At 47.7% G+C, this 20,486-nt stretch carries 19 protein-coding genes; 14 read left to right on the top strand and 5 right to left on the bottom strand.

Annotated features, from left to right (window positions below; all coding sequences use genetic code 11):
- Positions 1-158 precede the first annotated feature (158 nt).
- Positions 159-2,375 (top strand): TonB-dependent receptor, encoded by a 2,217-nt coding sequence (locus BFR57_RS11745; protein ID WP_071464171.1) that lies wholly within the window; start codon positions 159-161, stop codon positions 2,373-2,375.
- A 110-nt stretch (positions 2,376-2,485) separates the two neighbouring features.
- Positions 2,486-3,130, top strand: a complete 645-nt coding sequence (locus BFR57_RS11740; protein ID WP_071464282.1) for a response regulator transcription factor — start codon at positions 2,486-2,488, stop codon at positions 3,128-3,130.
- Here the strand turns inward: BFR57_RS11740 and BFR57_RS11735 are convergent.
- Positions 3,104-6,439, bottom strand: coding sequence for a PAS-domain containing protein (locus BFR57_RS11735; RefSeq protein WP_071464170.1), 3,336 nt, complete (start codon positions 6,437-6,439; stop codon positions 3,104-3,106). The genes BFR57_RS11740 and BFR57_RS11735 overlap by 27 nt on opposite strands.
- 2 nt (positions 6,440-6,441) lie before the next feature.
- Positions 6,442-7,056 carry a trimeric intracellular cation channel family protein gene (locus BFR57_RS11730; RefSeq protein ID WP_083405145.1) on the bottom strand — a complete coding sequence of 205 codons (615 nt, stop codon included), beginning with the start codon at positions 7,054-7,056 and terminating at the stop codon, positions 6,442-6,444.
- A gap of 141 nt (positions 7,057-7,197) precedes the next feature.
- Between BFR57_RS11730 and BFR57_RS11725 the strand changes: the two genes are divergently transcribed.
- From BFR57_RS11725 to BFR57_RS11670, 12 genes are all read left to right on the top strand, one after another.
- Positions 7,198-8,718 carry a sigma 54-interacting transcriptional regulator gene (locus BFR57_RS11725; RefSeq protein WP_071464169.1) on the top strand — a complete coding sequence of 507 codons (1,521 nt, stop codon included), beginning with the start codon at positions 7,198-7,200 and terminating at the stop codon, positions 8,716-8,718.
- 135 nt (positions 8,719-8,853) lie between these two features.
- Positions 8,854-9,189 carry a preprotein translocase subunit YajC gene (gene yajC, locus BFR57_RS11720; protein ID WP_071464168.1) on the top strand — a complete coding sequence of 112 codons (336 nt, stop codon included), beginning with the start codon at positions 8,854-8,856 and terminating at the stop codon, positions 9,187-9,189.
- A gap of 24 nt (positions 9,190-9,213) precedes the next feature.
- Positions 9,214-11,058 (top strand): protein translocase subunit SecD, encoded by a 1,845-nt coding sequence (gene secD, locus BFR57_RS11715; RefSeq protein ID WP_071464167.1) that lies wholly within the window; start codon positions 9,214-9,216, stop codon positions 11,056-11,058.
- A 47-nt stretch (positions 11,059-11,105) separates the two neighbouring features.
- Positions 11,106-12,014: a protein translocase subunit SecF gene (secF, locus tag BFR57_RS11710; protein WP_216096959.1), complete on the top strand. Its 909-nt coding sequence runs from the start codon at positions 11,106-11,108 to the stop codon at positions 12,012-12,014.
- A gap of 16 nt (positions 12,015-12,030) precedes the next feature.
- Positions 12,031-12,813, top strand: coding sequence for a peroxide stress protein YaaA (yaaA, locus tag BFR57_RS11705; RefSeq protein WP_071464165.1), 783 nt, complete (start codon positions 12,031-12,033; stop codon positions 12,811-12,813).
- Between the two features lie 28 nt (positions 12,814-12,841).
- The gene (locus tag BFR57_RS11700) at positions 12,842-13,723 is read left to right on the top strand and encodes a DUF3014 domain-containing protein (protein WP_071464164.1); all 882 of its coding nucleotides are present in this window, start codon (positions 12,842-12,844) and stop codon (positions 13,721-13,723) included.
- Positions 13,723-14,325 carry a lysophospholipid acyltransferase family protein gene (locus tag BFR57_RS11695; RefSeq protein WP_071464163.1) on the top strand — a complete coding sequence of 201 codons (603 nt, stop codon included), beginning with the start codon at positions 13,723-13,725 and terminating at the stop codon, positions 14,323-14,325. Before BFR57_RS11700 ends, BFR57_RS11695 begins: the two co-directional genes overlap by 1 nt.
- Complete coding sequence (locus BFR57_RS11690; protein ID WP_071464162.1) at positions 14,319-14,972, top strand: GNAT family N-acetyltransferase; 654 nt, start codon at positions 14,319-14,321, stop codon at positions 14,970-14,972. The genes BFR57_RS11695 and BFR57_RS11690 overlap by 7 nt, the downstream gene beginning before the upstream one ends.
- A 53-nt stretch (positions 14,973-15,025) precedes the next feature.
- Complete coding sequence (gene ribE, locus BFR57_RS11685; protein ID WP_071464161.1) at positions 15,026-15,490, top strand: 6,7-dimethyl-8-ribityllumazine synthase; 465 nt, start codon at positions 15,026-15,028, stop codon at positions 15,488-15,490.
- Positions 15,491-15,506: 16 nt separating this feature from the next.
- Positions 15,507-15,926 carry a transcription antitermination factor NusB gene (gene nusB / locus BFR57_RS11680; protein ID WP_006956365.1) on the top strand — a complete coding sequence of 140 codons (420 nt, stop codon included), beginning with the start codon at positions 15,507-15,509 and terminating at the stop codon, positions 15,924-15,926.
- Positions 15,927-15,956: 30 nt separating this feature from the next.
- Positions 15,957-16,952, top strand: a complete 996-nt coding sequence (gene thiL, locus BFR57_RS11675; RefSeq protein ID WP_071464160.1) for a thiamine-phosphate kinase — start codon at positions 15,957-15,959, stop codon at positions 16,950-16,952.
- 1 nt (position 16,953) lies between these two features.
- Positions 16,954-17,454, top strand: a complete 501-nt coding sequence (locus BFR57_RS11670; RefSeq protein WP_071464159.1) for a phosphatidylglycerophosphatase A — start codon at positions 16,954-16,956, stop codon at positions 17,452-17,454.
- 6 nt (positions 17,455-17,460) lie between these two features.
- Here BFR57_RS11670 and dxs read toward each other — a convergent pair whose 3' ends face one another.
- Genes dxs through BFR57_RS11655 form a run of 3 tightly spaced genes read right to left on the bottom strand, consistent with a single transcriptional unit; the run spans position 17,461 to position 20,449 of the window.
- Positions 17,461-19,308: a 1-deoxy-D-xylulose-5-phosphate synthase gene (gene dxs / locus BFR57_RS11665; protein WP_071464158.1), complete on the bottom strand. Its 1,848-nt coding sequence runs from the start codon at positions 19,306-19,308 to the stop codon at positions 17,461-17,463.
- A 14-nt stretch (positions 19,309-19,322) separates the two neighbouring features.
- Positions 19,323-20,210, bottom strand: coding sequence for a (2E,6E)-farnesyl diphosphate synthase (gene ispA, locus BFR57_RS11660; protein WP_071464157.1), 888 nt, complete (start codon positions 20,208-20,210; stop codon positions 19,323-19,325).
- Entirely contained in the window at positions 20,207-20,449 is a 243-nt protein-coding gene (locus tag BFR57_RS11655; protein WP_071464156.1) for an exodeoxyribonuclease VII small subunit, read from the bottom strand. The genes ispA and BFR57_RS11655 overlap by 4 nt, the downstream gene beginning before the upstream one ends.
- Positions 20,450-20,486 lie beyond the last annotated feature (37 nt).

Genomic DNA, 20,486 nt, shown 5'->3' with positions numbered 1-20,486 from the left:
CTCTATTGTGCGTGAACGCGTGGAGTTAACCCATAGTACTATGGTACAGATCACTTTTTTAACATTTTGCGCTAGGTTATTTAACAGCCATGATTCTGGTGCGTGATGCACAGCCAATAATTGCAATAACAATGACAATAAATGTCAGGGGAAACACCATGAACAACAAAGGATTTAAACTTTCGCTGTTAACGCTAGCGATGACAGGTGCGCTGAGCAGCGCATCGGTGTGGGCGCAGGACAACGCCGAACAAGACGAACAACAGGCATCCGATAAACTTGAACGTATTGAAGTTACTGCTCGTCGGACTAACGAAAGTTTGCAAGAAGTGCCGGTAGCAGTCAGTGCCTTTGGTGAGCAAGAACTCGAGCGAGACGGCATCGAAGATATCACTGAGTTACAGTACAAAATGCCCAATACGACCTTTCAGGTCAGTCGCGGAACCAACTCAACGCTGACAGCTTATATCCGCGGTATTGGACAACAAGATCCATTGTGGGGCTTTGAACCCGGCGTCGGTATCTACATTGATGACGTCTATGTAGCGCGTCCACAGGGGGCTGTACTTGAAGTGCTTGATGTACAACGTGTTGAGGTGTTAAGAGGACCACAAGGCACGCTGTACGGTAAGAACACCATTGGTGGTGCGATGAAGTATGTCACTCGCGACTTAACGGGCTATAACGAGTTTGAAGTTAAGGGCACCATCGGCACTTACAACCAAACCGACTTAAAAGTAGCAGGCCAAACGGCACTCAGTAACAACTTCTATATTGGTGGTGCATTCGCAACATTGAATCGCGATGGTTACGGTGAGTTCGTTAACACGGGGGCGGATAACTATAATAAAGAGTTGATGACAGGACGGTTCAATGCACGCTGGCTGGCGAGCAAAGATGTTGATGTTAAATTTGCCGCGGATTGGACTCAAGACGATTCTAATGCACGTGGAGGACACCGACTATTACCATCACTATTAAGTGATGAACCCTATCTCGACGACGTATTCGACTCCTATACAGCGATGCCTACCGATAACTCGGTTGAAACCGAAGGCTACTCGTTGACTGTTGATTGGGATGTCAACGCGCAGTGGGGCTTCAAGTCGATCACCGCTTATCGTGAAGGTAGTACCGATACCAACATCGATTTTGACTCAACGGTTAACCCTGTACTGTTAGTACCTGCTTACTATGATGATGACCAAACGACACAAGAGTTTCAGCTAACCTATTCGGATGACCGCTTAAACTTTATCGGTGGTTTATATTTTTATGATGGCACAGCCTGTGGCGTTTTTGGCACGGTGTTAGGCTTATTGAACTTGACGATTGATAATGGTGGCTGTGTCGATACGACGAGCGAGGCGATTTTTGGCCAAGCAAGCTACAAATTAGATGACCAATGGTCGGTAACAGTCGGTGGGCGCTACACGCGTGACGAGAAAGATGCGGACGTATACCGCTATACGTATGCTGGGGTTAAGTTCCTCGATAGGGGCGATTATTCAGCGGACCCTATTGTGATTAACTCGGACTTTAACACCAAAGAGGATTGGAGTAAGTTCTCACCACACGCGAGTGTTAGCTATCAAATGACCCCCGAGATGATGTGGTATGCCAGTTATAGTAATGGCTTTAAATCCGGTGGTGTTGATATGCGGGCAGACGTGAGTCTTAACCCTGATGCTGCCAATCCGTATGACCCTGAAATCGTAGACACCTATGAATTCGGTGTTAAGAGCGAGTGGTTCGACAGTCGTTTACGCTTGAACGGCGCAGTATTCTATTCCGATTACCAAGATATGCAGGTGACCGTTCAGCGTGCCGTGGAGACCGGCGGCGTGGCATCACAAGTGCTCAATGCTGCAGACTCGACAGTACAGGGCTTTGAACTGGAAGCAACTTTGGCCGCTACGGAAACGCTAAACTTTACTGGCTCGTTGGGCTATATCGATGCCGAGTTTGATGAGGTTGCTTTCTTCAATCCGCAAACGGGGCAAGTTGAAGATGTGTCGGACACTTGGTCATTCGCCAATACGCCTAAACTGACTGCGAACTTGGGTTTCAATAAAGAATTTATCCTCGATAGCGGCTCATTGGTGTGGTCGACCTCGGTCTCGTATCGAGATGATACACAGATTTTTGAGGTCCCTTCACCATTGGATGAAGAAGCCTATAGCTTGGTTAATACCAGCTTGGTTTGGTACTCAACCAGTGGTCAGTGGAATGTTGGCTTACATGCCAAAAATGTCTTCGACGAAGAATATCGTCTAGCGGGCTATAACTTTGGCTCTACCTTCGGTGAAAACATCGTCACTGGGTATTACGGTGATCCTCGCACAGTATCACTGACAGTAGGCTATCGTTTTTAATTATTTATGGACCCACAGTGACCAGTGCGAGTTATGCTCGCACTGGTATATTCCCTTAAAACTGGTTAGCATGGTGGCATCAACAAATGCTTAATACGGTATTTAGCTCCATGGCACGCGCCATCATCGCAGACGACCATCCCATCTTTCGCGCGGCGATTAAACAGGCATTGGGTGAAACACTTGAATCTGACGTGTTAGAGGCGTCAACTTTTACTCAGCTTGAGTCGCAGTTAAAGCAAAACCCACAACTTGAACTGGTTTTTCTTGATCTATCGATGCCGGGTAACGAAGGGCTCACGAGCTTAACGTTATTGCGAAGTCAGTTTCCTGATGTGCTTGTGGTTATTGTATCCGCCAATGAAAATGCCAATATTATTCGTCAGGCGATGGCTCTAGGAGCCAGTGCTTATATACCTAAATCGGTGCCACTACCAGAGTGGGCCGCGGCAGTGGAAACTGTGCTAGCGGGTGACAATTGGCTACCCGAAGGACTGGTAGACTTGACCGAGACCGATCAAGACGTGGTGAATTTTGCTCGTAGCTTAGAAAGCTTAACTCCACAACAACTGAAAGTTTTAAAAGCGATTGCTGATGGGCGCCTGAATAAACAAATCGCATTTGATCTTGGGGTGCAAGAAACCACCATCAAGCAGCATGTCTCTGCGATTTTAAGGAAACTCCATTGTGTCAACCGAACCCAAGCTGGAATTCTATTCAGGCAGATGCTATCCGCCTCGGATTCGCTTGAGTAAGCGTTTTAACGCACCTACTTTGAGCGGTTTCGGGATAAAGTAGGCTTCAACGGACATCGCTGCTTGACGCACTGACTCTGTGGGATCAGCGGAATTAATAATGGCTGGAGTATCATTGTTCCACTGTGTTCGAAGCATTTCGATGACTTCAACCCCCGTCTGCCCGTGGTTTAAGTGATAGTCAGCAAAAATTAAGTCGCATTCTGCTAACGACGTCAGGTCCCTCATGCCTTCAGCCGTGGTGACTTCGGCTCCCCAACCTTTTAGTAATTCACTGGTGGCAAACAGCACCTGAGGATCGTTGTCGACCACTAAAACATGAAAACCACTGAGTAATGGTTCGACGTTATCGGTCTCTTCGCCGATATCTGGATTAGATTGCGGAGGCAGCGCCGCAAGCGCATTGAAAGTAACCCCAAAAGCGGTGCCTTTGCCAACTCCCGAACGCAGCGTTAGCGGCAGGTTCATCAAGCGGCAAATACGTTCAACAATGGATAATCCCAGACCCAAACCTGGATTATCACTCTCACTATGCAACTGATGAAATTCCTGGAAAATCTCTCTTTGCTTGTGCTCGGGAATACCGGGGCCGGTGTCGATAATCCATACTGTGACTTGGCTACCTGCGCGTTTGCAACCCACTGTGATACGTCCTGTTTGAGTGTAGCGCAACGCGTTTGATAACAGGTTTTGGAAGACACGAGTTAACAGTCGGCGATCGCTACGCACGCGAATGCGGCTCGTAATGAAGTGAAACGCTAGCTGTTTGTCTTGTGCCATAAAACGGTAGCGCTCGACTAAAGGATTGAGTACCGAGCTGAGCTCAAAGGTTTGGTACTCTGGCTTGAGGTGACCGCTATCCAGCTTTGTCATATCCAACAGCATGGTGAGTAGTTCTTCGGCTTGTTCCAAGGACTGCTTTAAGTGATCGGCAATAGGACGCTGGCTGGCTGATGATTTGGCAACCAACATATCGGTGAAAAGGCTGGCTGCGTTAAACGGTTGCATTAAGTCGTGACTGACCGCAGCAAAAAAACGTGATTTACTGCGGTGTGCATGCTCTTCTGCTTGTTTGGCGATTAATAATTGCTCTGTGCGGTCTGCTACGCGTTGCTCAAGCTCTTCGTTGATTTGACGCAATTGGTTTTGCGCCGCCACTTTTTCTGTAATATCGCTGTAAGTGGTAACAAAACCACCGCCAGGCATTGGGTTGCCATGTAATTCAATAATTCTGTCACCCTGCTGACGTTGGTAGGAATAAGCGCTGCCTGATCTGAGGTAGTCTAAACGTTTTTGAATTTCCTTTTCGATGTCTGTTTCCTGCGAACTCAACATACCGCGTTGGGCATTAAAGCGAAGCAACTTTTCGACAGGGATACCGGTTTCTAGCATCCCGGTCGGGTAATCAAATATATCAGCATAGCGTTGGTTCCACGCGACCAAGCGAAGCTTTTGGTCGATTACACTAATACCTTGAGGAATATTCTCCACCGAAGCTTGCAACAGCTCGCGGTTAAACCGATAGAGTTTTGAGGCTTCGGCGGCCCAGTCCACCATACGATCTACTGAAAGGGCGTGTTGTTCAGATACCGACTCTAATAATAGCCGGCTAGCCGATGTGCCTATCACCGCAGACAGTTCTCGTTCGACACGCACCATGACATCCGTGGGTACGATGGCGTGGTTATCTTGTGAGAATAAGTCGATATCCAGGCGACGCTGAATGATACGTAATTGAGCGTCAGTGTAGAACGTTGATAAAACCGTATAGAGCCGCGCCCAGGTTAGGCTACTCGACTCAATGCTATCTTTTACGGTTGGGGCTGTGATGTTTGGGATTTGTGGTCGTAGCATGGAAAAGAACCAAAACACTGAAAAGTTCAGTGTTAAGCTCAATACCACACCGTCTGCAAGTTCGGTATCCAGCATCGGCTGCTGGGTGTTTAGGGCGGGCATCAGTAGTTGCCAAGCCCAGACGAGCCAACCGACAAGAATGCCGGCACTCACACCCAAACCGCTGGCGCGGGACCATAGCACGGTGGCTAGAATACCGGGTGCCAGCTGAGCAAGCAAAGCCAATGCAATAAGCCCGGAGTTGACGAGCGGCAGCGATTCTAAGGTGAGCTGATAATAACCATAAGCCAACAACATGACTACGATGATAGTGGCACGGCGAATGTTCAGGACTAGACGAGGAGATAGTCTTCGACTCGGGTGTTTGAATAGATGCAGCCAGCTTGGAATGACCACATCGTTAGACATCATGATACTAAGGGCTAATAAGGCTATGAGCACCATACTTGTTGAAGCAGAAAGACCTCCAATAAAAGCGACAATACTAATATCGGGTCGCTCTGTAATGATCGGCAAAGCCAACATAAACATGTCGGTGTGAGCATATTCTGGTGCTAGCACTAGCCCAGCTAGCGCAATGGGTAGAATAAAAAAGTTGATAGCAAATAGATAAAGTGGAAACGCCCAGCGTGCGACTTTGAGTTCGTCAGGGTGATTACACTCGATATAACTAACGTGAAATTGACGGGGAAGACAGAACATCGATAACGCGCCAAGACAGGCATGCACAATAAAAATATAGATCCCATCGGGACGGCCTTCAAGAATGGTTTTGACTGAAGGCATGGCTATACTTTGTTCGATCAAATCCACCATGCCATCGAATAGCGACCAGCAGACAAATGCGCCCACTATCATAAAAGCAACCAACTTAACGATAGATTCAAACGCCACTACGTCCATCAACCCGTTATGCTGCTCCGCTAAAGACAAGCGACGAGTACCGAACAAAAACGCAAAACTAACCATCGCGAGTGTGACAAGTAGTGCTAAATCAAAGAATGTATTAGAGCCTGTTGCTACGCCCGTTAAGGTGGTCACGCTCGCAGTGACGGCACGAAGTTGGAGTGAAATATACGGAACAACGGCAACCAATGCGGTGATGGCAATGAAGCCTGATAACATTGACGAGCGACCAAAGTGACTACCTACTAAGTCGGCAATTGACGTGATGTTTTGCTGCTTGCAATAGCTTAGCAAGCGGAGTTGAACACGGTGAAAAACGAGGAACACCAGAATAGCGCCAACATAGGTGGGGGCAAAAGACCAACCATAAATTGCCGACTGGGTGACCGTGCCAAAAAACGCCCATGAGGTACAATGGACACCTTGAGCCAACGCATATCGATAGGGTTTAACTCGTTTACGACTTAGGTTATCGCCTCGGTAGGCGATGAAAAACAGCAGACAAAGATAAGCGACTGCAATCGCGATAATCCAGCCGATAGATAGCATGACTAATGATGCTCGTGTTCTTTAAATACAGGTAATGACCATTGGTATCGGATAGCCCCGAGTCTTACAACGAGCGTGGCTAACATGCTTGCGGCCAATGCCGTAACGGGAAAGTAAGGCACTAAAACTGTATAAATCGTTGCGCCGATGATACAAGTCGTTGCATAGAGCTCACTTTTCAAAACCATCGGAACATCGCGCGCTAATACGTCACGCAACATACCGCCAAAGCATGCTGATACTGTTCCCATGATCACCGCGATGAAGGGCGTAAAGCCCGCTGCCAAGGTTTTTTGAGCACCCATGGTGGCGAAAAAAGCGAGGCCAAAGGCGTCAGCGACTAACAGGGTGTTGATAGGGATGTAAGATTTGAACCTCAACCACACGATAGTTAGCAACGCAACGGCAACGATGACATAAATATAAGTCGGATCGTGCGTCCAGAATACTGGTAAGCCTAAGATCAGGTCGCGCGTCGTACCACCACCGATGGCTGTTGCAGAAGCGAGAATAATGACACCAAATCCGTCCATTTTTTTACGGAACGCAAGTAATGTACCTGCTACCGCAAATACAGCGACACCAGCTAAGTCAGTTAGGTAAAATAGTAAGTCAATTGAGGACATTTTGATCGAGGCGCTTTCGGACACAAAATAAATCCAACAGTGCCATAGATTTGATTAGAAATGTAGCAGTTTTTAAGGCAGCACAGTATTATGCTGCAAGAGACGACGATAATGCTTAAGGACTAGCAAATTATGGATATAGCCGATATTAAAACACAGCATGCGCATGACTCTTTGGACAAGCAGCAATCTGTTGTGCCAATGTTAGTGATTGCGCTCCATCCTAACGCAAATCGTGTTGGTGAGGTGGCGCCTCTGTTAGACTTGGACCGAGACGGTCGAGGCTATGTGAGTCGCAATCGGCCCGAGTTTTCTAAAAATGGTTATGCTGGAAAGCCATTGGCTGATCCGCACATTAGTCGCTCGCCATTGATTATTCAAAAGGACTCAGACGATCTTTACCGGGTTCGTGCCCATAGCACTAGCACCGAGGTAACGATTCCGGGTCGCTCGTTGCAGCAAGAGTATTTGCTAACGTCTGACGATATGCACGAGGGTGTCATTCTTACGTTGAGTCAAAAGGTCGTTCTGCTGCTTAAATTTTTACCTCTGCAACACATGCTGGTTCCCGATGACAACCTCATTTTAGGTATTAGTCCAGATATCGCCGCCGTTAGAGAGAAGGCTAAGAATATCGCTCGCCTTAATTTGCCTGTCATGATCCGCGGTGCAGCGGGTGTTGGTAAAGAGCATATTGCACGCAGTATTCATGATTACAGTGACCAAGCCGACGAGCCTTTTATTTCCGTTAACGTTGCGGCCATTCATGACGCTGTAGCGGAAGAAGAGTTGTTTGGCGTTGTGCGAAATGGACAGCGACGAAAAGGATGGCTCGAGCAAGCGGGGCACGGCACTATCTTATTAGAAGATCTTGAGGATGCTTCGGAGAAAGTCCATGAGTTAGTATTCAAAGCGTTTAAAGCACAGAAAGTGCTCGCAATGAATGACTCAAACCCAGTGGCATTAAAATGTCGCTTTATGCTGACAAGCACTTATGACAACTGTCCTGAGAATAAAAGTTCGCTGCTTTGGCGATTAAACAATCTGTTATCGGCGTATCAACTGTTTGTACCTAGTTTGGTCGAGCGGCGCGAAGATATCGGTTTGCTATTTATTCACTTTGTCAGTGAACAGTGGGCACGCGTTCACGTGAAGAAAAGTTTTGATGCGGAAGTGCCGACCGAGCTCATGGTGCAACTGCTGATGTTTAACTGGCCGGGTAACGTAAGACAATTACGTAATGTTGCTCGACAAATTGTGATTGATAGTCGCGACAAGGAGCGCTTATATTTAGACCCGCAGTTGCTCAGCATTCTTGCTTCTAAACAAGAGTCGCCTAACCCAAGCAGCAGCAAGAAAGTGACTAAATCGCGCAAACCTAATAGCGTAAGTAAAGATGAGCTCATTGAATCGTTACAAAACAACCGTTTTGAACTACAAGCTACAGCACGCGAGCTCAATATTTCTCGTGCCTCGGTTTATCAGTTGATTCAACGCTTTGATGGTATTCACACAGCCCAAGACTTAGGCGAAGCGACCATCCGCGAGCACTATGAACGTTATAGCGGTGACACGGAGAAAATGATGTGGGCGTTGAAAGTTTCGCAAGTCGGTTTACGTCGTCGATTAAAAGCGATGGGACTTGAGATTTAGGTTGAGTGCTAGGCATATAAAACGCGGTAAAAATCCGATAAACTGTTGCGCTAGCACTTGCAATTAAGAAATCAGCCCTCATCTGAAATGAGTGGCGCTCAATTATTATAAAGTAACATCAATCGAGGAAACATTATGAGTTTTTTTATTAGCCCTGCATACGCGCAAGATGGTGCAGCTGCTCAAGGCGGCGGCATGGAACTGATCATCATGCTGCTATTATTCGGTTTGGTATTTTATTTCTTGATTTACCGCCCACAAGCCAAACGCATGAAGCAACATAAAGAGCTCATTAGTTCGCTTAGCAAAGGTGATGAAGTACTCACTCAAGGCGGCATGGTTGGCAAAATTACTAAAGTAAGTGACGACAAAGATTTTATCGTCATCGCACTGAGTGAAGAAATGGAAGTGACTGTTCAGAAAGCAGCAGTTACCTCAGTTCTTCCAAAAGGTACAATGAAGTCTCTCTAATTGAAAATGTAAGGTAGGCACGACGTGTTAAATAAATACCCGTTGTGGAAAAACCTGCTCGTAATTTTCGTTATTTTGTTGGCAGCGCTGTATGCGCTGCCTAACATTTACGGCGAAGATCCCGCAGTTCAAATTTCCGCAGATCGTCAAGCAACAGTAGATGCCTCAACGCTTGATTTAGTACGTGAAACGCTGAAGTCAGAAGACATCTCACCCAAATCTGTTGCGCTTGAGGAAGAACAAGTACTCGTACGACTGAGCTCCGATAAAGAGCAATTACAAGCGCGTGAAGCACTCAATAAGCGCTTAGGTGAGCACTATATTGTTGCACTTAACTTAGCGCCAGCGACGCCAGGGTGGCTGAAAACCATTGGCGCAGAACCCATGAAGTTGGGCCTAGATTTACGTGGTGGCGTTCATTTCTTGATGGAAATCGATATGAACGAAGCCATGCGCAAAATTCTTGATGGTATGAAGGATACTATTCGAAGCTCTTTGCGCGAGGAGCGTATTCGTTACACCAATGTAAGCGTTGAAGATAATGCGATTAACGTTGAGCTCCGTTCAGATGAAGATTTTCAGCAAGCCGAGGCGTATCTTGATGGACGTTACCAAGGTTACCAGATGCTGGCGGATGCGGAGACCAATACGATTCGCATGCAAATGACCGAGCAAAAGCTTGCTGAAACCCGCGACTATGCGGTATCCCAAAACATTACCATTATGCGCAACCGGGTTAACGAACTCGGGGTGGCTGAGCCTGTTATTCAACGTCAAGGCGCTAATCGTATTGTTGTTGAATTACCAGGCGTACAAGATACGGCTCGGGCAAAGGAAATCTTAGGTGCGACCGCGACACTTGAATTCCGCCTCGTTGATACCGAAAACGATGTCCGTGACGCAGTGAATGGTCGCGTACCTTTTGGTAGTGAGTTACTCCCTTCGCGTAACGGCGGCCCACAGCTGTTAAAAGAAGATGTGATTCTAACAGGTGACCACATTGTTAATGCGGGCGTTGGTTACGACGAATACAACCGTCCTCAGGTCAATATTGAGCTAGACGGCGTGGGCGGTGACAAGATGTCATTGGCGACCAAAGATAATGTCGGTCAGCCTATGGCGACCGTTTTCATGGAATATGAATCAACCGGCGAACGCGATGCTGAGGGTAACCTGCAATTTAATAAAAAAGCAGAAGTTGTCAGTGTGGCAACAATTCAATCTCGTTTAGGTAGCAGCTTCCGTATCACCGGTGTAGGTCCGCAAGAAGCGCAAAATCTTTCGCTCTTGCTCCGTGCGGGCGCGTTGATTGCGCCGATTCAAATTGTTGAAGAACGGACAGTGGGTCCGAGCTTAGGCCAACAAAACATCGATGCGGGCACACAGGCGATTATTTGGGGTCTGGTGCTAGTACTGCTGTTTATGGTGCTGTACTACCGTAAATTTGGCATCGTTGCGGATGTCGCCTTGGCAACAAACATCATTTTGATTATTGGTGTGATGTCGATGATTCCGGGCGCAACACTAACCCTACCGGGTATGGCGGGTATCGTTTTGACGGTCGGTATGGCGGTCGATGCTAACGTGCTGATATTTGAGCGGATTAGAGAAGAAATCCGTGCTAAACGCAGTCCTCAGCAGGCAATTCATCATGGTTATGATAGTGCCTTGTCGACCATCGCTGATGCGAACATCACTACGTTGATCGCTGCGATCATTCTTTTTGCCGTGGGCAATGGTCCGGTCAAAGGGTTCGCCATCACATTGGCAATCGGTATTATCACCTCGATGTTTACCGCCATTGTCGGCACGCGAGCGATTGTTAACTCCATTTGGGGTGGCAAGCGCCTTAGCAAGTTATCAATTTAGGGTGAATGATGAGACAGTTTATTAATACAAAAGAACGCATAGGATTCATGCGCTTTCGTGGAGTATTTGCACTCATCAGTGGCTTGCTCCTTATCGCGTCAATTGTTTCGCTATCGGTAAACAAACTTAACTTTGGTTTGGACTTTACTGGCGGTACCTTGATTGAGGTTGGCTTCCCACAAGCGGCAGACCTCGATCAGGTGCGTAGTACTCTTGAGTCGGGTGGCTTTGATGATGCCGTGGTGCAGAACTACGGTACTCAGCAGGATCTGTTGATTCGTCTAGAGCCCAGAGAGGGTGTTAAAGCGGAGGAGCTCGGCACGCAGATCCTGACTACTTTGCGCGATAACATTGATAAGTCGATTGAGATGCGCCGCATCGAGTTCGTTGGACCCAACGTAGGTGACGAGTTCGTCGAGCAAGGTGGTCTAGCCATGCTGACTGCATTGATTTGTATCTTGATTTACATCGCGATGCGATTCGAATGGCGGTTGGCAGTAGGTGCCGTATCCGCTCTAGCGCACGACGTCATTTTGACCTTGGGGTTATTCTCAGTATTAGGGCTTGAGTTCGATTTGACCGTGCTCGCTGCGTTACTTGCAGTGATTGGTTACTCGATAAACGATACCGTGGTGGTATCGGACCGTGTGCGTGAGACGTTCCGGAAGTATGCTAAGTTGACACCAGCGCAGGTTATTAACCGAGCGTTAACGGATACTATGAGTCGAACCTTAATTACTTCATTAACCACTATTTTAGTATTGTTGGCGTTGTTCTTTGTAGGTGGACAATTGATCCATGGCTTCGCCACTGCGTTATTATTTGGTGTGATTGTGGGTACTTACTCATCGATCTTTGTGGCAAGTAGCGTGGCACTTACGCTGGGTGTCAGTCGTGATGACCTCATGCCAACTGAAGTTGAAAAAGAAGGTGCGGATCAAGATCCGCTGCAATAGTCGATAGGAGAATAATATGCTCGCGGTACTTTCACCGGCCAAGAATTTAGATTATGAATCCGAACATCTTGCGGTTGAGGCAACGCAACCTCGGTTGCTTGATGAGGCCGAAACGCTGGTTCAACGTTGCCGCGAGCTGACTCCACAGCAGCTTGGATCGCTGATGAAAATCAGTGACAAATTGGCGGGGTTAAATGCGGCTCGGTTTACTGAGTGGACCCGTCCATTTAATGAAAATAATGCACGACCCGCAATTTACGCATTTAATGGCGATGTTTATGCCGGCTTAGATGCTGAATCAATGACTCACGAAGAGGTACGTTCAGCGCAACAGCAACTGAGAATTTTGTCCGGACTGTACGGTTTATTGAGACCGCTCGATTTGATGCAACCCTATCGTCTCGAGATGGGCACTAAATTGGATAATCAGCGTGGTAAAAATCTCTATGAATTTTGGGGCGACCAAATTACTGAAATGCTCAATGCGGATTTAGAGCAAACGGGCAGCGATGTATTGGTTAACTTGGCTTCGAACGAGTACTTTTCGTCAGTGAACAAAAAAGCATTGAATGCCGAGCTGGTTACGCCGGTATTCAAGGACGAGAAAAACGGCCAGTTTAAGGTGATCAGCTTTTATGCAAAGAAAGCACGTGGGCTGATGGCTCGCTTTATGGTGAACCAAAAGCCTGAAAGTGTGTCTGATTTAAAAGCGTTTAACTACGCGGGCTACCGTTTTTCAGAGTCTGAGTCTAGTGGAAAAGAACTTGTATTCAAGCGCGCTGAAAGCGATCGACCATAATCTATTGCAACAATGAGGACCGCAGGGCATGGCAGAACAAGATAATTATCCTGATAAAGAAAGCAGTAGCAACACCGCTCGCTGGATCGTTGCAGTTATTGTTGTCGCTATTATTATTGGTGGCGTTAGCTGGTGGATGTTAAGCGGTTCGAATAATACTGAGCCGAAACAGACTCAAAGCATGGAATTGCCGAAGCAGCCTGAAGAAGCGCCTGCGGTCGAGCCGAAGGAGCCTGAGCCTAAGCCGGAGCCCGAGCCTGAACCTGAACCTGAGCCGGTATCGACACCGGAGTCAAACGTTGAAGAACCTGAAGAGCCAGAGCCGGCTATCACGCTACCTGAACTTAATGAAAGTACACCGACGGTGTTACAGGAGCTAGATAATAGCGGTGTCGAGATACAGCCACTTAAAAGCTCGCAACTGATTAAAGATGCAGTGGTCATTATCGACAACCTAAGAAATGGTATGCTGGTAACCGATAGAACGGTAGTGCAGCGTCCAGATGGTCGTTTTTCCGTCATCGAAGTTGAAGGTGATTTATACATCGATGAGCAGAGCTACCAGCGCTATGATCCGATTGTCGACTGGTTTACCAGTCTCAATGCAGAAGCTTTAGTGGATAACTACCAGCTATTTAAACCGTTGTTCCAGGAGGCTTATGGTGAAATCGGCTATCCAGACAGTGAGTTTAAAAATGCGGTTATCGAAGCTATCAATGTGTTGCTTGAGACGCCTGTGCCGGAATCCTTGGTGCAAGTAGATGACGATAGTGTCATGTATACTTACCATGATTCGTCATTGGAGGCGTTACCTCCTGCTCAGAAGCAACTTTTGCGCATGGGTCCTAAGAATATTGAGCGAATCAAAGCTAAATTAAGAGAAGTAAAAGCAGCGTTCCGAGAGAATTAATGACAGAAAATAAAGATGTAATACCAAGTAATTTAGAGGGCGATTTCCCATCACAAGGAAATCGCTTTTCGCGTTGGGTGGGCCGCGTCGGTATGCGGCTAATGGGCGGTTGGAAAATTAACGGCTCAATGCCGGATACTCGGCAAGCGATCATTCCCATCGCACCGCATACATCAAACTGGGATTTTCCGGTGGGCGTGTTTGTCATGCTCGCGCTAGGTCTCAAATTGAATTACTTGGGTAAGGCCAGTTTGTTTCGCTTTCCGATTAAAGGGTTAATGCTAAAACTGGGAGGGATTCCCATAGACCGTTCGGCAGCCAACGGCGTTGTTGGCAGGATGGTTGAGGAATTTAAGATGAAACACGAACTCGTGTTAGTGATTACACCTGAGGGAACTCGCAAAAAAGTTAAGCAATGGAAGTCGGGTTTTTTGCATATTGCAAAACAGGCGAATGTCCCGGTTGTCCCTGTGGCTATGGACTTTGCTCGTAAGGCGATCGATATTGGTCCAGCGATGATGATCAATGGTGAAATAGAGCGTGAATTAGAGCGTGTGAAAGGCTTTTTTGCGCATGCACGGGGCAAGCGCGCCCAATGTTAATTCAGCGTACGGCAACAGTACTTATTATTGTTTTTTCTCTAGCCTTGAGTGTAGGCGCACAAGCGGCCGACTTTTGGCATGATGATTGGTCGATGGCTCAAGGAACCGAGTCATCACGACTTGAAATTGAAGCGTTAGAAAGTGCTGATGCGGGTGCTATTTACCGAGCCTATATGGACTCGCAGCCGTGGTTGTATGAGCAGTTAGGCTGGAGTTGGCCGAGTAGCAAAACATCCGAAGAACAAAACACATCGATGATTCAGCATATGCTGAAGCAGATGAAACGTAAGGCGGGGTTTAGCTTCGTTGTCACTGATAAGCAGACGCAGCAGGTTGTTGGTATGCTGTTTTTTGCGCCGGTCTCATCAGAGCGAGCTAACGGTGCTGCACTGGATGCCAGCCGCTTTCATGCTGAAGTGACATGGTGGTTAGGGCAGGATGCAATTGCGCGTAGTTTGCATAATGATCTATTTGTCCTGACTACCGATTGGTTGAGGGCTAGTTGGCCCTGGGCGCAAGTGTTGTTTCCTGTTGCAGAGTCCAATCAGTCGGCGTTAGCAGTCCTGGAAAATAGTGCTGCGCGCAAAGTAGCAACGAACCGGGACACTCGAGAAGTATTTTATTCCTACACGTTAGCCCGAAAATAACGTTAAAATGTGATATTATTTGCGCATTATTGAGATTACAAGGAATTCCAAGCATGCATATCATTGAGGGTGGCATTAATGCACCTGGCAAAAAATTTGCCATTATCGTGTCTCGTTTTAATCACTTTGTTGTCGAAAGCCTCTTACAAGGCGCTGTTCAGACATTGAAGCAATATGGCCAGGTAGCCGACGATGACATTACTGTTGTGCGCGTTCCTGGAGCATATGAAATTCCGGTGACAGCAAAGCGCTTAGCAGAATCTGGCAAATATGATGCGATTATTGCTGTAGGCGCTGTTATTCGAGGTGGCACTCCTCACTTTGATTTTGTCGCCGGCGAGAGCAACAGCGGTTTAGGCCGTGTTGCAATGGAGTTTGGTCTTCCAGTGGCGTTTGGCATCATCACAACAGATACTCTGGAACAAGCCATCGAGCGCAGCGGTTCAAAAGCCGGTAATAAAGGCTCTGAAGCAGCACTAAGTGCGTTAGAGATGGTTAACGTCTTGGATAAGATTTAACAGGAACGCATTAAGAATGAAACCAGCAGCACGCAGAAAAGCGAGAAAGCTTGCAGTACAAGCGGTATATTCATGGCAGTTATCGCAAAACACGTTTAATGAGATCGAAGCACAGTTCCTGACAGACAACGACACCAGTAAAGTCGATGTCGATTACTTTTTAGAGTTGCTTCGTGGTGTGGGCGCGTTTTACAAAAGCTTAGATGAGGCGATTGCACCTTACCTTGATCGTCCTATTAGTGAACTCGATCCTGTCGAGTTAGCGGTATTACGTATTGCCGCCTATGAACTGCGTGAACGCTATGATGTTCCGTACAAAGTAGCGATCAATGAAGCCATCGAGTTAGCGAAGTCTTTTGGTGCTGACGATAGTCATCGCTTTGTTAACGGTGTACTCGACAAGGCTGTCGATGCACTGAGACCTGCTCGCCAATAATATAAGAGCGGCTCGCCGCTCTTTTTCCTTATGACAAATACTCCAAAACTCGACGAATTCAACCTCATTGAGCATTACTTTAAAGCTGAATCTTATCGCGGCGACGTTATTGTTGGCGTCGGCGATGATGGTGCGGTGACCGAAGTGCCCGAGGATCATCAATTGGTCACCGTAACCGATACAATGGTAGAGGGTGTGCATTTTGACAAGAACACACCTCCCCGTGCCATCGGTCATAAGCTTGTGGCAGTCAACTTAAGCGACTTAGCAGCGATGGGAGCAGCACCAAGCTGGGGCAGTTTAGCGCTTACATTACCCGCTATTGATGAAGATTGGCTACACGACTTTAGCGAAGGGCTAAAGGAAATCTCAAACTATTACGAGTGTGACCTCGTGGGTGGCGATACAACCCGAGGGCCACTAACCTTGACCTATACAGCGCAAGGCGTGCTGCCCAAGGGTACAGCGATTCGTCGCGACCAAGCTAAAGCTGGAGACTGGCTTTATGTCAGTGGTTCTTTAGGCGATGCCGGGCTAGCATTACGCCTGTTGCAGGGTGACTTTTCGACCACGCATCGCCACTTACAGACGCTCGTGAATCGATTGCACTATCCTACGCCACGTGTTGCGCTGGGGCAGTTACTCCGAGGTGTAGCTAATAGCTGTATAGATGTCTCTGATGGGTTGTTGGCGGATCTCTCTCACTTGTTACCAAAGCAGGGCCAGATGGGCGTTCAACTTGAGTTGGATAAACTTCCACTCTCTTTGGCGCTGACCGAGACCCTCGATTTAGACGATGCCTTCTCATTAGCGTTAACCGCCGGCGATGACTATGAGCTCTTATTCACTGTACCAGAGCAAAACAGAGGTCGATTAGAGACCATCACTTCACATTTAAAAGATAAGCCTGTTTGTATTGGACGCATCGTCAAAGACGAGCAACGTCAAGTCACCATGACTTATCAAGGTGAGCACTGGCAGCTCCCGGATATTAAACTCGGCTATAATCATTTTGGAACGCCATAGCATGCGCCGTTTCCCAGGACTTTCACTCGCAAATCCCGTTGACTTACTAGCGCTTGGGTTTGGTTCGGGTTTAGCCCCCAAAGCACCGGGTACGTTCGGCACGCTCGCAGCAGTACCTTTGGTTTATCTGATGTTGTGGCTTGATGTCACGAGCTACAGCATTATTACAGCGGTCTGCGCGGTGTTAGGTATCTACATCTGTCGTAGCGCAGCCGACAAGATGGGCGTGCACGACCATCCGGCGATTGTTTGGGATGAGTTTGTCGGGTTAATGTTTACTATGTGGGCGTTACCCGCTAATTTTGGACTCTTAGCGCTAGGCTTTTTGGTGTTTAGAATCTTCGATATCTTAAAGCCTTGGCCGATTAGCTGGCTCGACAAGCGTTTGCATGGCGGTTCAGGCATCATGTTAGATGATGTACTGGCGGGGGTTGCGAGTAACATTGTTTTGCAAATCATACTCGCGACTCAAATCGGTAGCGACTGGCTAGCAGCCGCTTAATACCCATTACTGTTTTAGGTGAGCCTGAATGCGGGCTTTAATAGCTTCTTGGGTGAGCCCAATTTCTTCCTTAACCTCATTCTGACTGCCATGCTTGATAAATTCATCAGGTAAGCCGATATTCAATGTTTGAACAGCTATGCCAGCCTCAGCGAGTGATTCGTTCACAGCACTGCCTGCGCCGCCTGCTGTCGCATTTTCTTCAAGCGTTACCAACAACTGGTGTTCGTTAGCTGCTTTGACAATAGCCTGTTTATCGATAGGCTTAACAAAGCGCATATCGATAACTGTTGCATCAATTGCTTCAGCGGCCGCAATGGCCTCTGGCAACAGCGTGCCGAAGTTAAGGATAGCGACTTGTTTACCGTCGCGCACTGGCTTTGCTTTACCCACTTCGAGCAGGTTATCGTGTTCTCTCAGGGTAACCCCCGTGCCGCTACCCCGTGGATAACGCACTGCGGCAGGTCCCTCATAGCGATAACCTGTGAACAGCATATCGCGACACTCTTGTTCGTCGCTTGGAGTCATCACGATCATGTTCGGGATACAGCGCAGATAGCTTAGGTCAAAAGCACCCTGGTGTGTAGGTCCATCGGCTCCGACAATACCCGCCCGATCAATGGCAAATAAAACATCTAAATTCTGAAGTGCGACATCATGAATCACTTGATCATAAGCACGCTGTAAGAAAGTCGAGTAAATGGCAACAACGGGTTTTAATCCAGCAATAGCAAGTCCAGCGGCATAGGTGACACTGTGTTGCTCAGCAATGGCCACATCAAAGTACTGGTCGGGATAGAGCTTAGAGAACTTAACCATACCCGAGCCTTCGCGCATCGCCGGTGTAATCGCCATTAATTTTTCATCTTCTTGCGCGTGGTCGCAAAGCCAATCACCAAACACTTCTGAGTAGCTTGGTATACCCGGCTTTTTACTCGGCAGTGTTGACTGTGCGGGATCAAACTTGGGCACGCCATGATAGCCAATTGGGTCGGCCTCTGCGGGACGGTAGCCTTTGCCTTTTTGAGTCACCACGTGAAGCAGTTGCGGACCACGTAAGTGTTTCATATTCTTGAGTGTTTCGACCAGTGTGTCTACATCGTGTCCGTCAATCGGACCAATATAGTTGAAACCCAACTCTTCAAAAATAGTACCCGGAGCCATCATGCCTTTCATATGTTCTTCGGCTCGGCTCGCCAAATGATGTATAGGCGGTAGCGGTTTGAGTAGTTTTTTACCTTGTTCACGAATTTTCGTGTAAAAGCGACCCGAAAGCAGACGCGCAAAGTGTTGATTAAGAGCACCGACATTTTCTGAGATAGACATGTCGTTGTCGTTTAATACGACTAACATATCGGGTTTGATGTCGCCCGCATGGTTCATTGCTTCGAACACCATACCGGCAGTCATGGCGCCATCACCAATAATGGATACAACCTTTTCATTAGAGCCAGAGCGCTGCGCTGCAACCGCCATTCCAAGAGCAGCTGAAATGGAGGTGCTGGAATGACCTACGGATAACACATCGTACTCGCTTTCCTCGCGCCAAGGAAAAGGGTGCAACCCATCCTTTTGACGGATTGTGTGTAATTGCTTCTTACGACCGGTGAGTATCTTATGCGGATACGCTTGGTGACCCACATCCCAAACCAACTTATCCTGCGGTGTGTTGTAGACGTAATGCAAAGCCACAGTAAGCTCAACAGTACCCAGCCCCGATGCCAAGTGTCCGCTACTGCGGCTGACAGAGTCTAATAAGTAAGCGCGAACCTCGTCGCATACCGATTTTAATTGGTGCGTAGGTAATCTGCGCAAGTCTGTTGGGTATTCAATACCGTCTAATAATTTGGTCATAAGTCTCGTATTGCTTAATGATCCCGCTGCAGCAGGATCTCAGAAAATGTTTCTAGTTTTTGGGTATTGTACGGGATCTTGTTAAGTGACAGTAGTGCTTGTTGGTGTAATGACAGCAGTTTTTCGTTCGCTCCGTCAAGCCCGAGTAACGCAACATAAGTTGCTTTGTGGTGTGCCTCGTCTGAACCTTGCGGCTTACCCATTATCTCTGTGTTACCGATGACGTCGAGGATGTCATCGTAAACTTGATAGGCGAGCCCTATCCAACTGGCAAAGTCACAAAAATCAGATAGGTACTGTTGACTGCTTTCACTGCCCGACAGTGCGCCTAATGCTGCAGACGCGCGGATCAACGCGCCGGTCTTGTGTCGATGAATCGTCTCTAGAGCCTGTTCATCAATGGACTGTCCTGTTGCATTCAGATCCAGCGCCTGCCCAAGACACATGCCGTTAGCACCGCTTGCTTGAGCCAGTTGTTGAATCATAGCGATGCGACGAGCGGCAGGTAACGTTGTGTTGTGTGTCGAGCTCAATACTTCGAACGCCAGCGTTTGTAGCGCATCACCCGCTAATATAGCGGTCGCCTCGCCAAATTTAACGTGGCAGGTGGGGTGGCCTCTCCGTAACTCATCATCATCCATGGCAGGTAAATCGTCATGAATTAACGAGTAAGCGTGGATAAGCTCAACAGCGCAGGCTGCATCGAGTGCATCATCGATTTTAGCGCCACAGAGTTCTGCTACTGTCATCGTTAAATAGGGACGAATGCGCTTCCCGCCCAATAATACTCCGTACGCCATTGCTTCTTTTAATGCGCTTGAGCCTAGGCTGGTCTCAATTAATTGGTTGAGTCTTTGGTCAACGTTTTCGCGGACATCGGCTGTAAACTGCTTAATATTCACTCCCGCGCCTCACCTTGCTGTTCGGTAAGTACTTGCTCGCCGTTTTTTTCGAGCAATGTGGCGACTTTCTGTTCGGCGTTTTGCAACTGCGTCTGACTCAAGCGCGAGAGCTTAACCGCTTGCTCAAATTTTTCGAGTGACGTTTCCAAGGGAAGGTCGCCTTGTTCAAGCTCGTTAACTAACTGCTCAAGCTGTTGCAGTGCTTGTTCGAAAGAGAGGTTTTCTTCCTTTTTAGTCATAGTACGTCACCTTTAGTCTTAACATAGGCTCATTATC

The sequence above is a fragment of the Idiomarina sp. MD25a genome (genome assembly GCF_001870515.1).
Classification (GTDB): Bacteria; Pseudomonadota; Gammaproteobacteria; order Enterobacterales; family Alteromonadaceae; genus Idiomarina.
Note: the sequence above shows the minus strand (reverse complement) of the source record. Positions and strands in the feature narration are given on the sequence as shown.

What these genes read in the sequence shown, in the direction of transcription:
- BFR57_RS11745 (WP_071464171.1), top strand. Translation starts at nt 159, where the DNA reads ATGAACAACAAAGGATTTAAACTTTCGCTGTTAACGCTAGCGATGACA.
- BFR57_RS11740 (WP_071464282.1), top strand. Translation starts at nt 2,486, where the DNA reads ATGGCACGCGCCATCATCGCAGACGACCATCCCATCTTTCGCGCGGCG.
- BFR57_RS11735 (WP_071464170.1), bottom strand. Translation starts at nt 6,439, where the DNA reads ATGCTATCTATCGGCTGGATTATCGCGATTGCAGTCGCTTATCTTTGT.
- BFR57_RS11725 (WP_071464169.1), top strand. Translation starts at nt 7,198, where the DNA reads ATGGATATAGCCGATATTAAAACACAGCATGCGCATGACTCTTTGGAC.
- yajC (WP_071464168.1), top strand. Translation starts at nt 8,854, where the DNA reads ATGAGTTTTTTTATTAGCCCTGCATACGCGCAAGATGGTGCAGCTGCT.
- secF (WP_216096959.1), top strand. Translation starts at nt 11,106, where the DNA reads ATGCGCTTTCGTGGAGTATTTGCACTCATCAGTGGCTTGCTCCTTATC.
- yaaA (WP_071464165.1), top strand. Translation starts at nt 12,031, where the DNA reads ATGCTCGCGGTACTTTCACCGGCCAAGAATTTAGATTATGAATCCGAA.
- BFR57_RS11700 (WP_071464164.1), top strand. Translation starts at nt 12,842, where the DNA reads ATGGCAGAACAAGATAATTATCCTGATAAAGAAAGCAGTAGCAACACC.
- BFR57_RS11695 (WP_071464163.1), top strand. Translation starts at nt 13,723, where the DNA reads ATGACAGAAAATAAAGATGTAATACCAAGTAATTTAGAGGGCGATTTC.
- BFR57_RS11690 (WP_071464162.1), top strand. Translation starts at nt 14,319, where the DNA reads ATGTTAATTCAGCGTACGGCAACAGTACTTATTATTGTTTTTTCTCTA.
- ribE (WP_071464161.1), top strand. Translation starts at nt 15,026, where the DNA reads ATGCATATCATTGAGGGTGGCATTAATGCACCTGGCAAAAAATTTGCC.
- nusB (WP_006956365.1), top strand. Translation starts at nt 15,507, where the DNA reads ATGAAACCAGCAGCACGCAGAAAAGCGAGAAAGCTTGCAGTACAAGCG.
- thiL (WP_071464160.1), top strand. Translation starts at nt 15,957, where the DNA reads ATGACAAATACTCCAAAACTCGACGAATTCAACCTCATTGAGCATTAC.
- BFR57_RS11670 (WP_071464159.1), top strand. Translation starts at nt 16,954, where the DNA reads ATGCGCCGTTTCCCAGGACTTTCACTCGCAAATCCCGTTGACTTACTA.
- dxs (WP_071464158.1), bottom strand. Translation starts at nt 19,308, where the DNA reads ATGACCAAATTATTAGACGGTATTGAATACCCAACAGACTTGCGCAGA.
- BFR57_RS11655 (WP_071464156.1), bottom strand. Translation starts at nt 20,449, where the DNA reads ATGACTAAAAAGGAAGAAAACCTCTCTTTCGAACAAGCACTGCAACAG.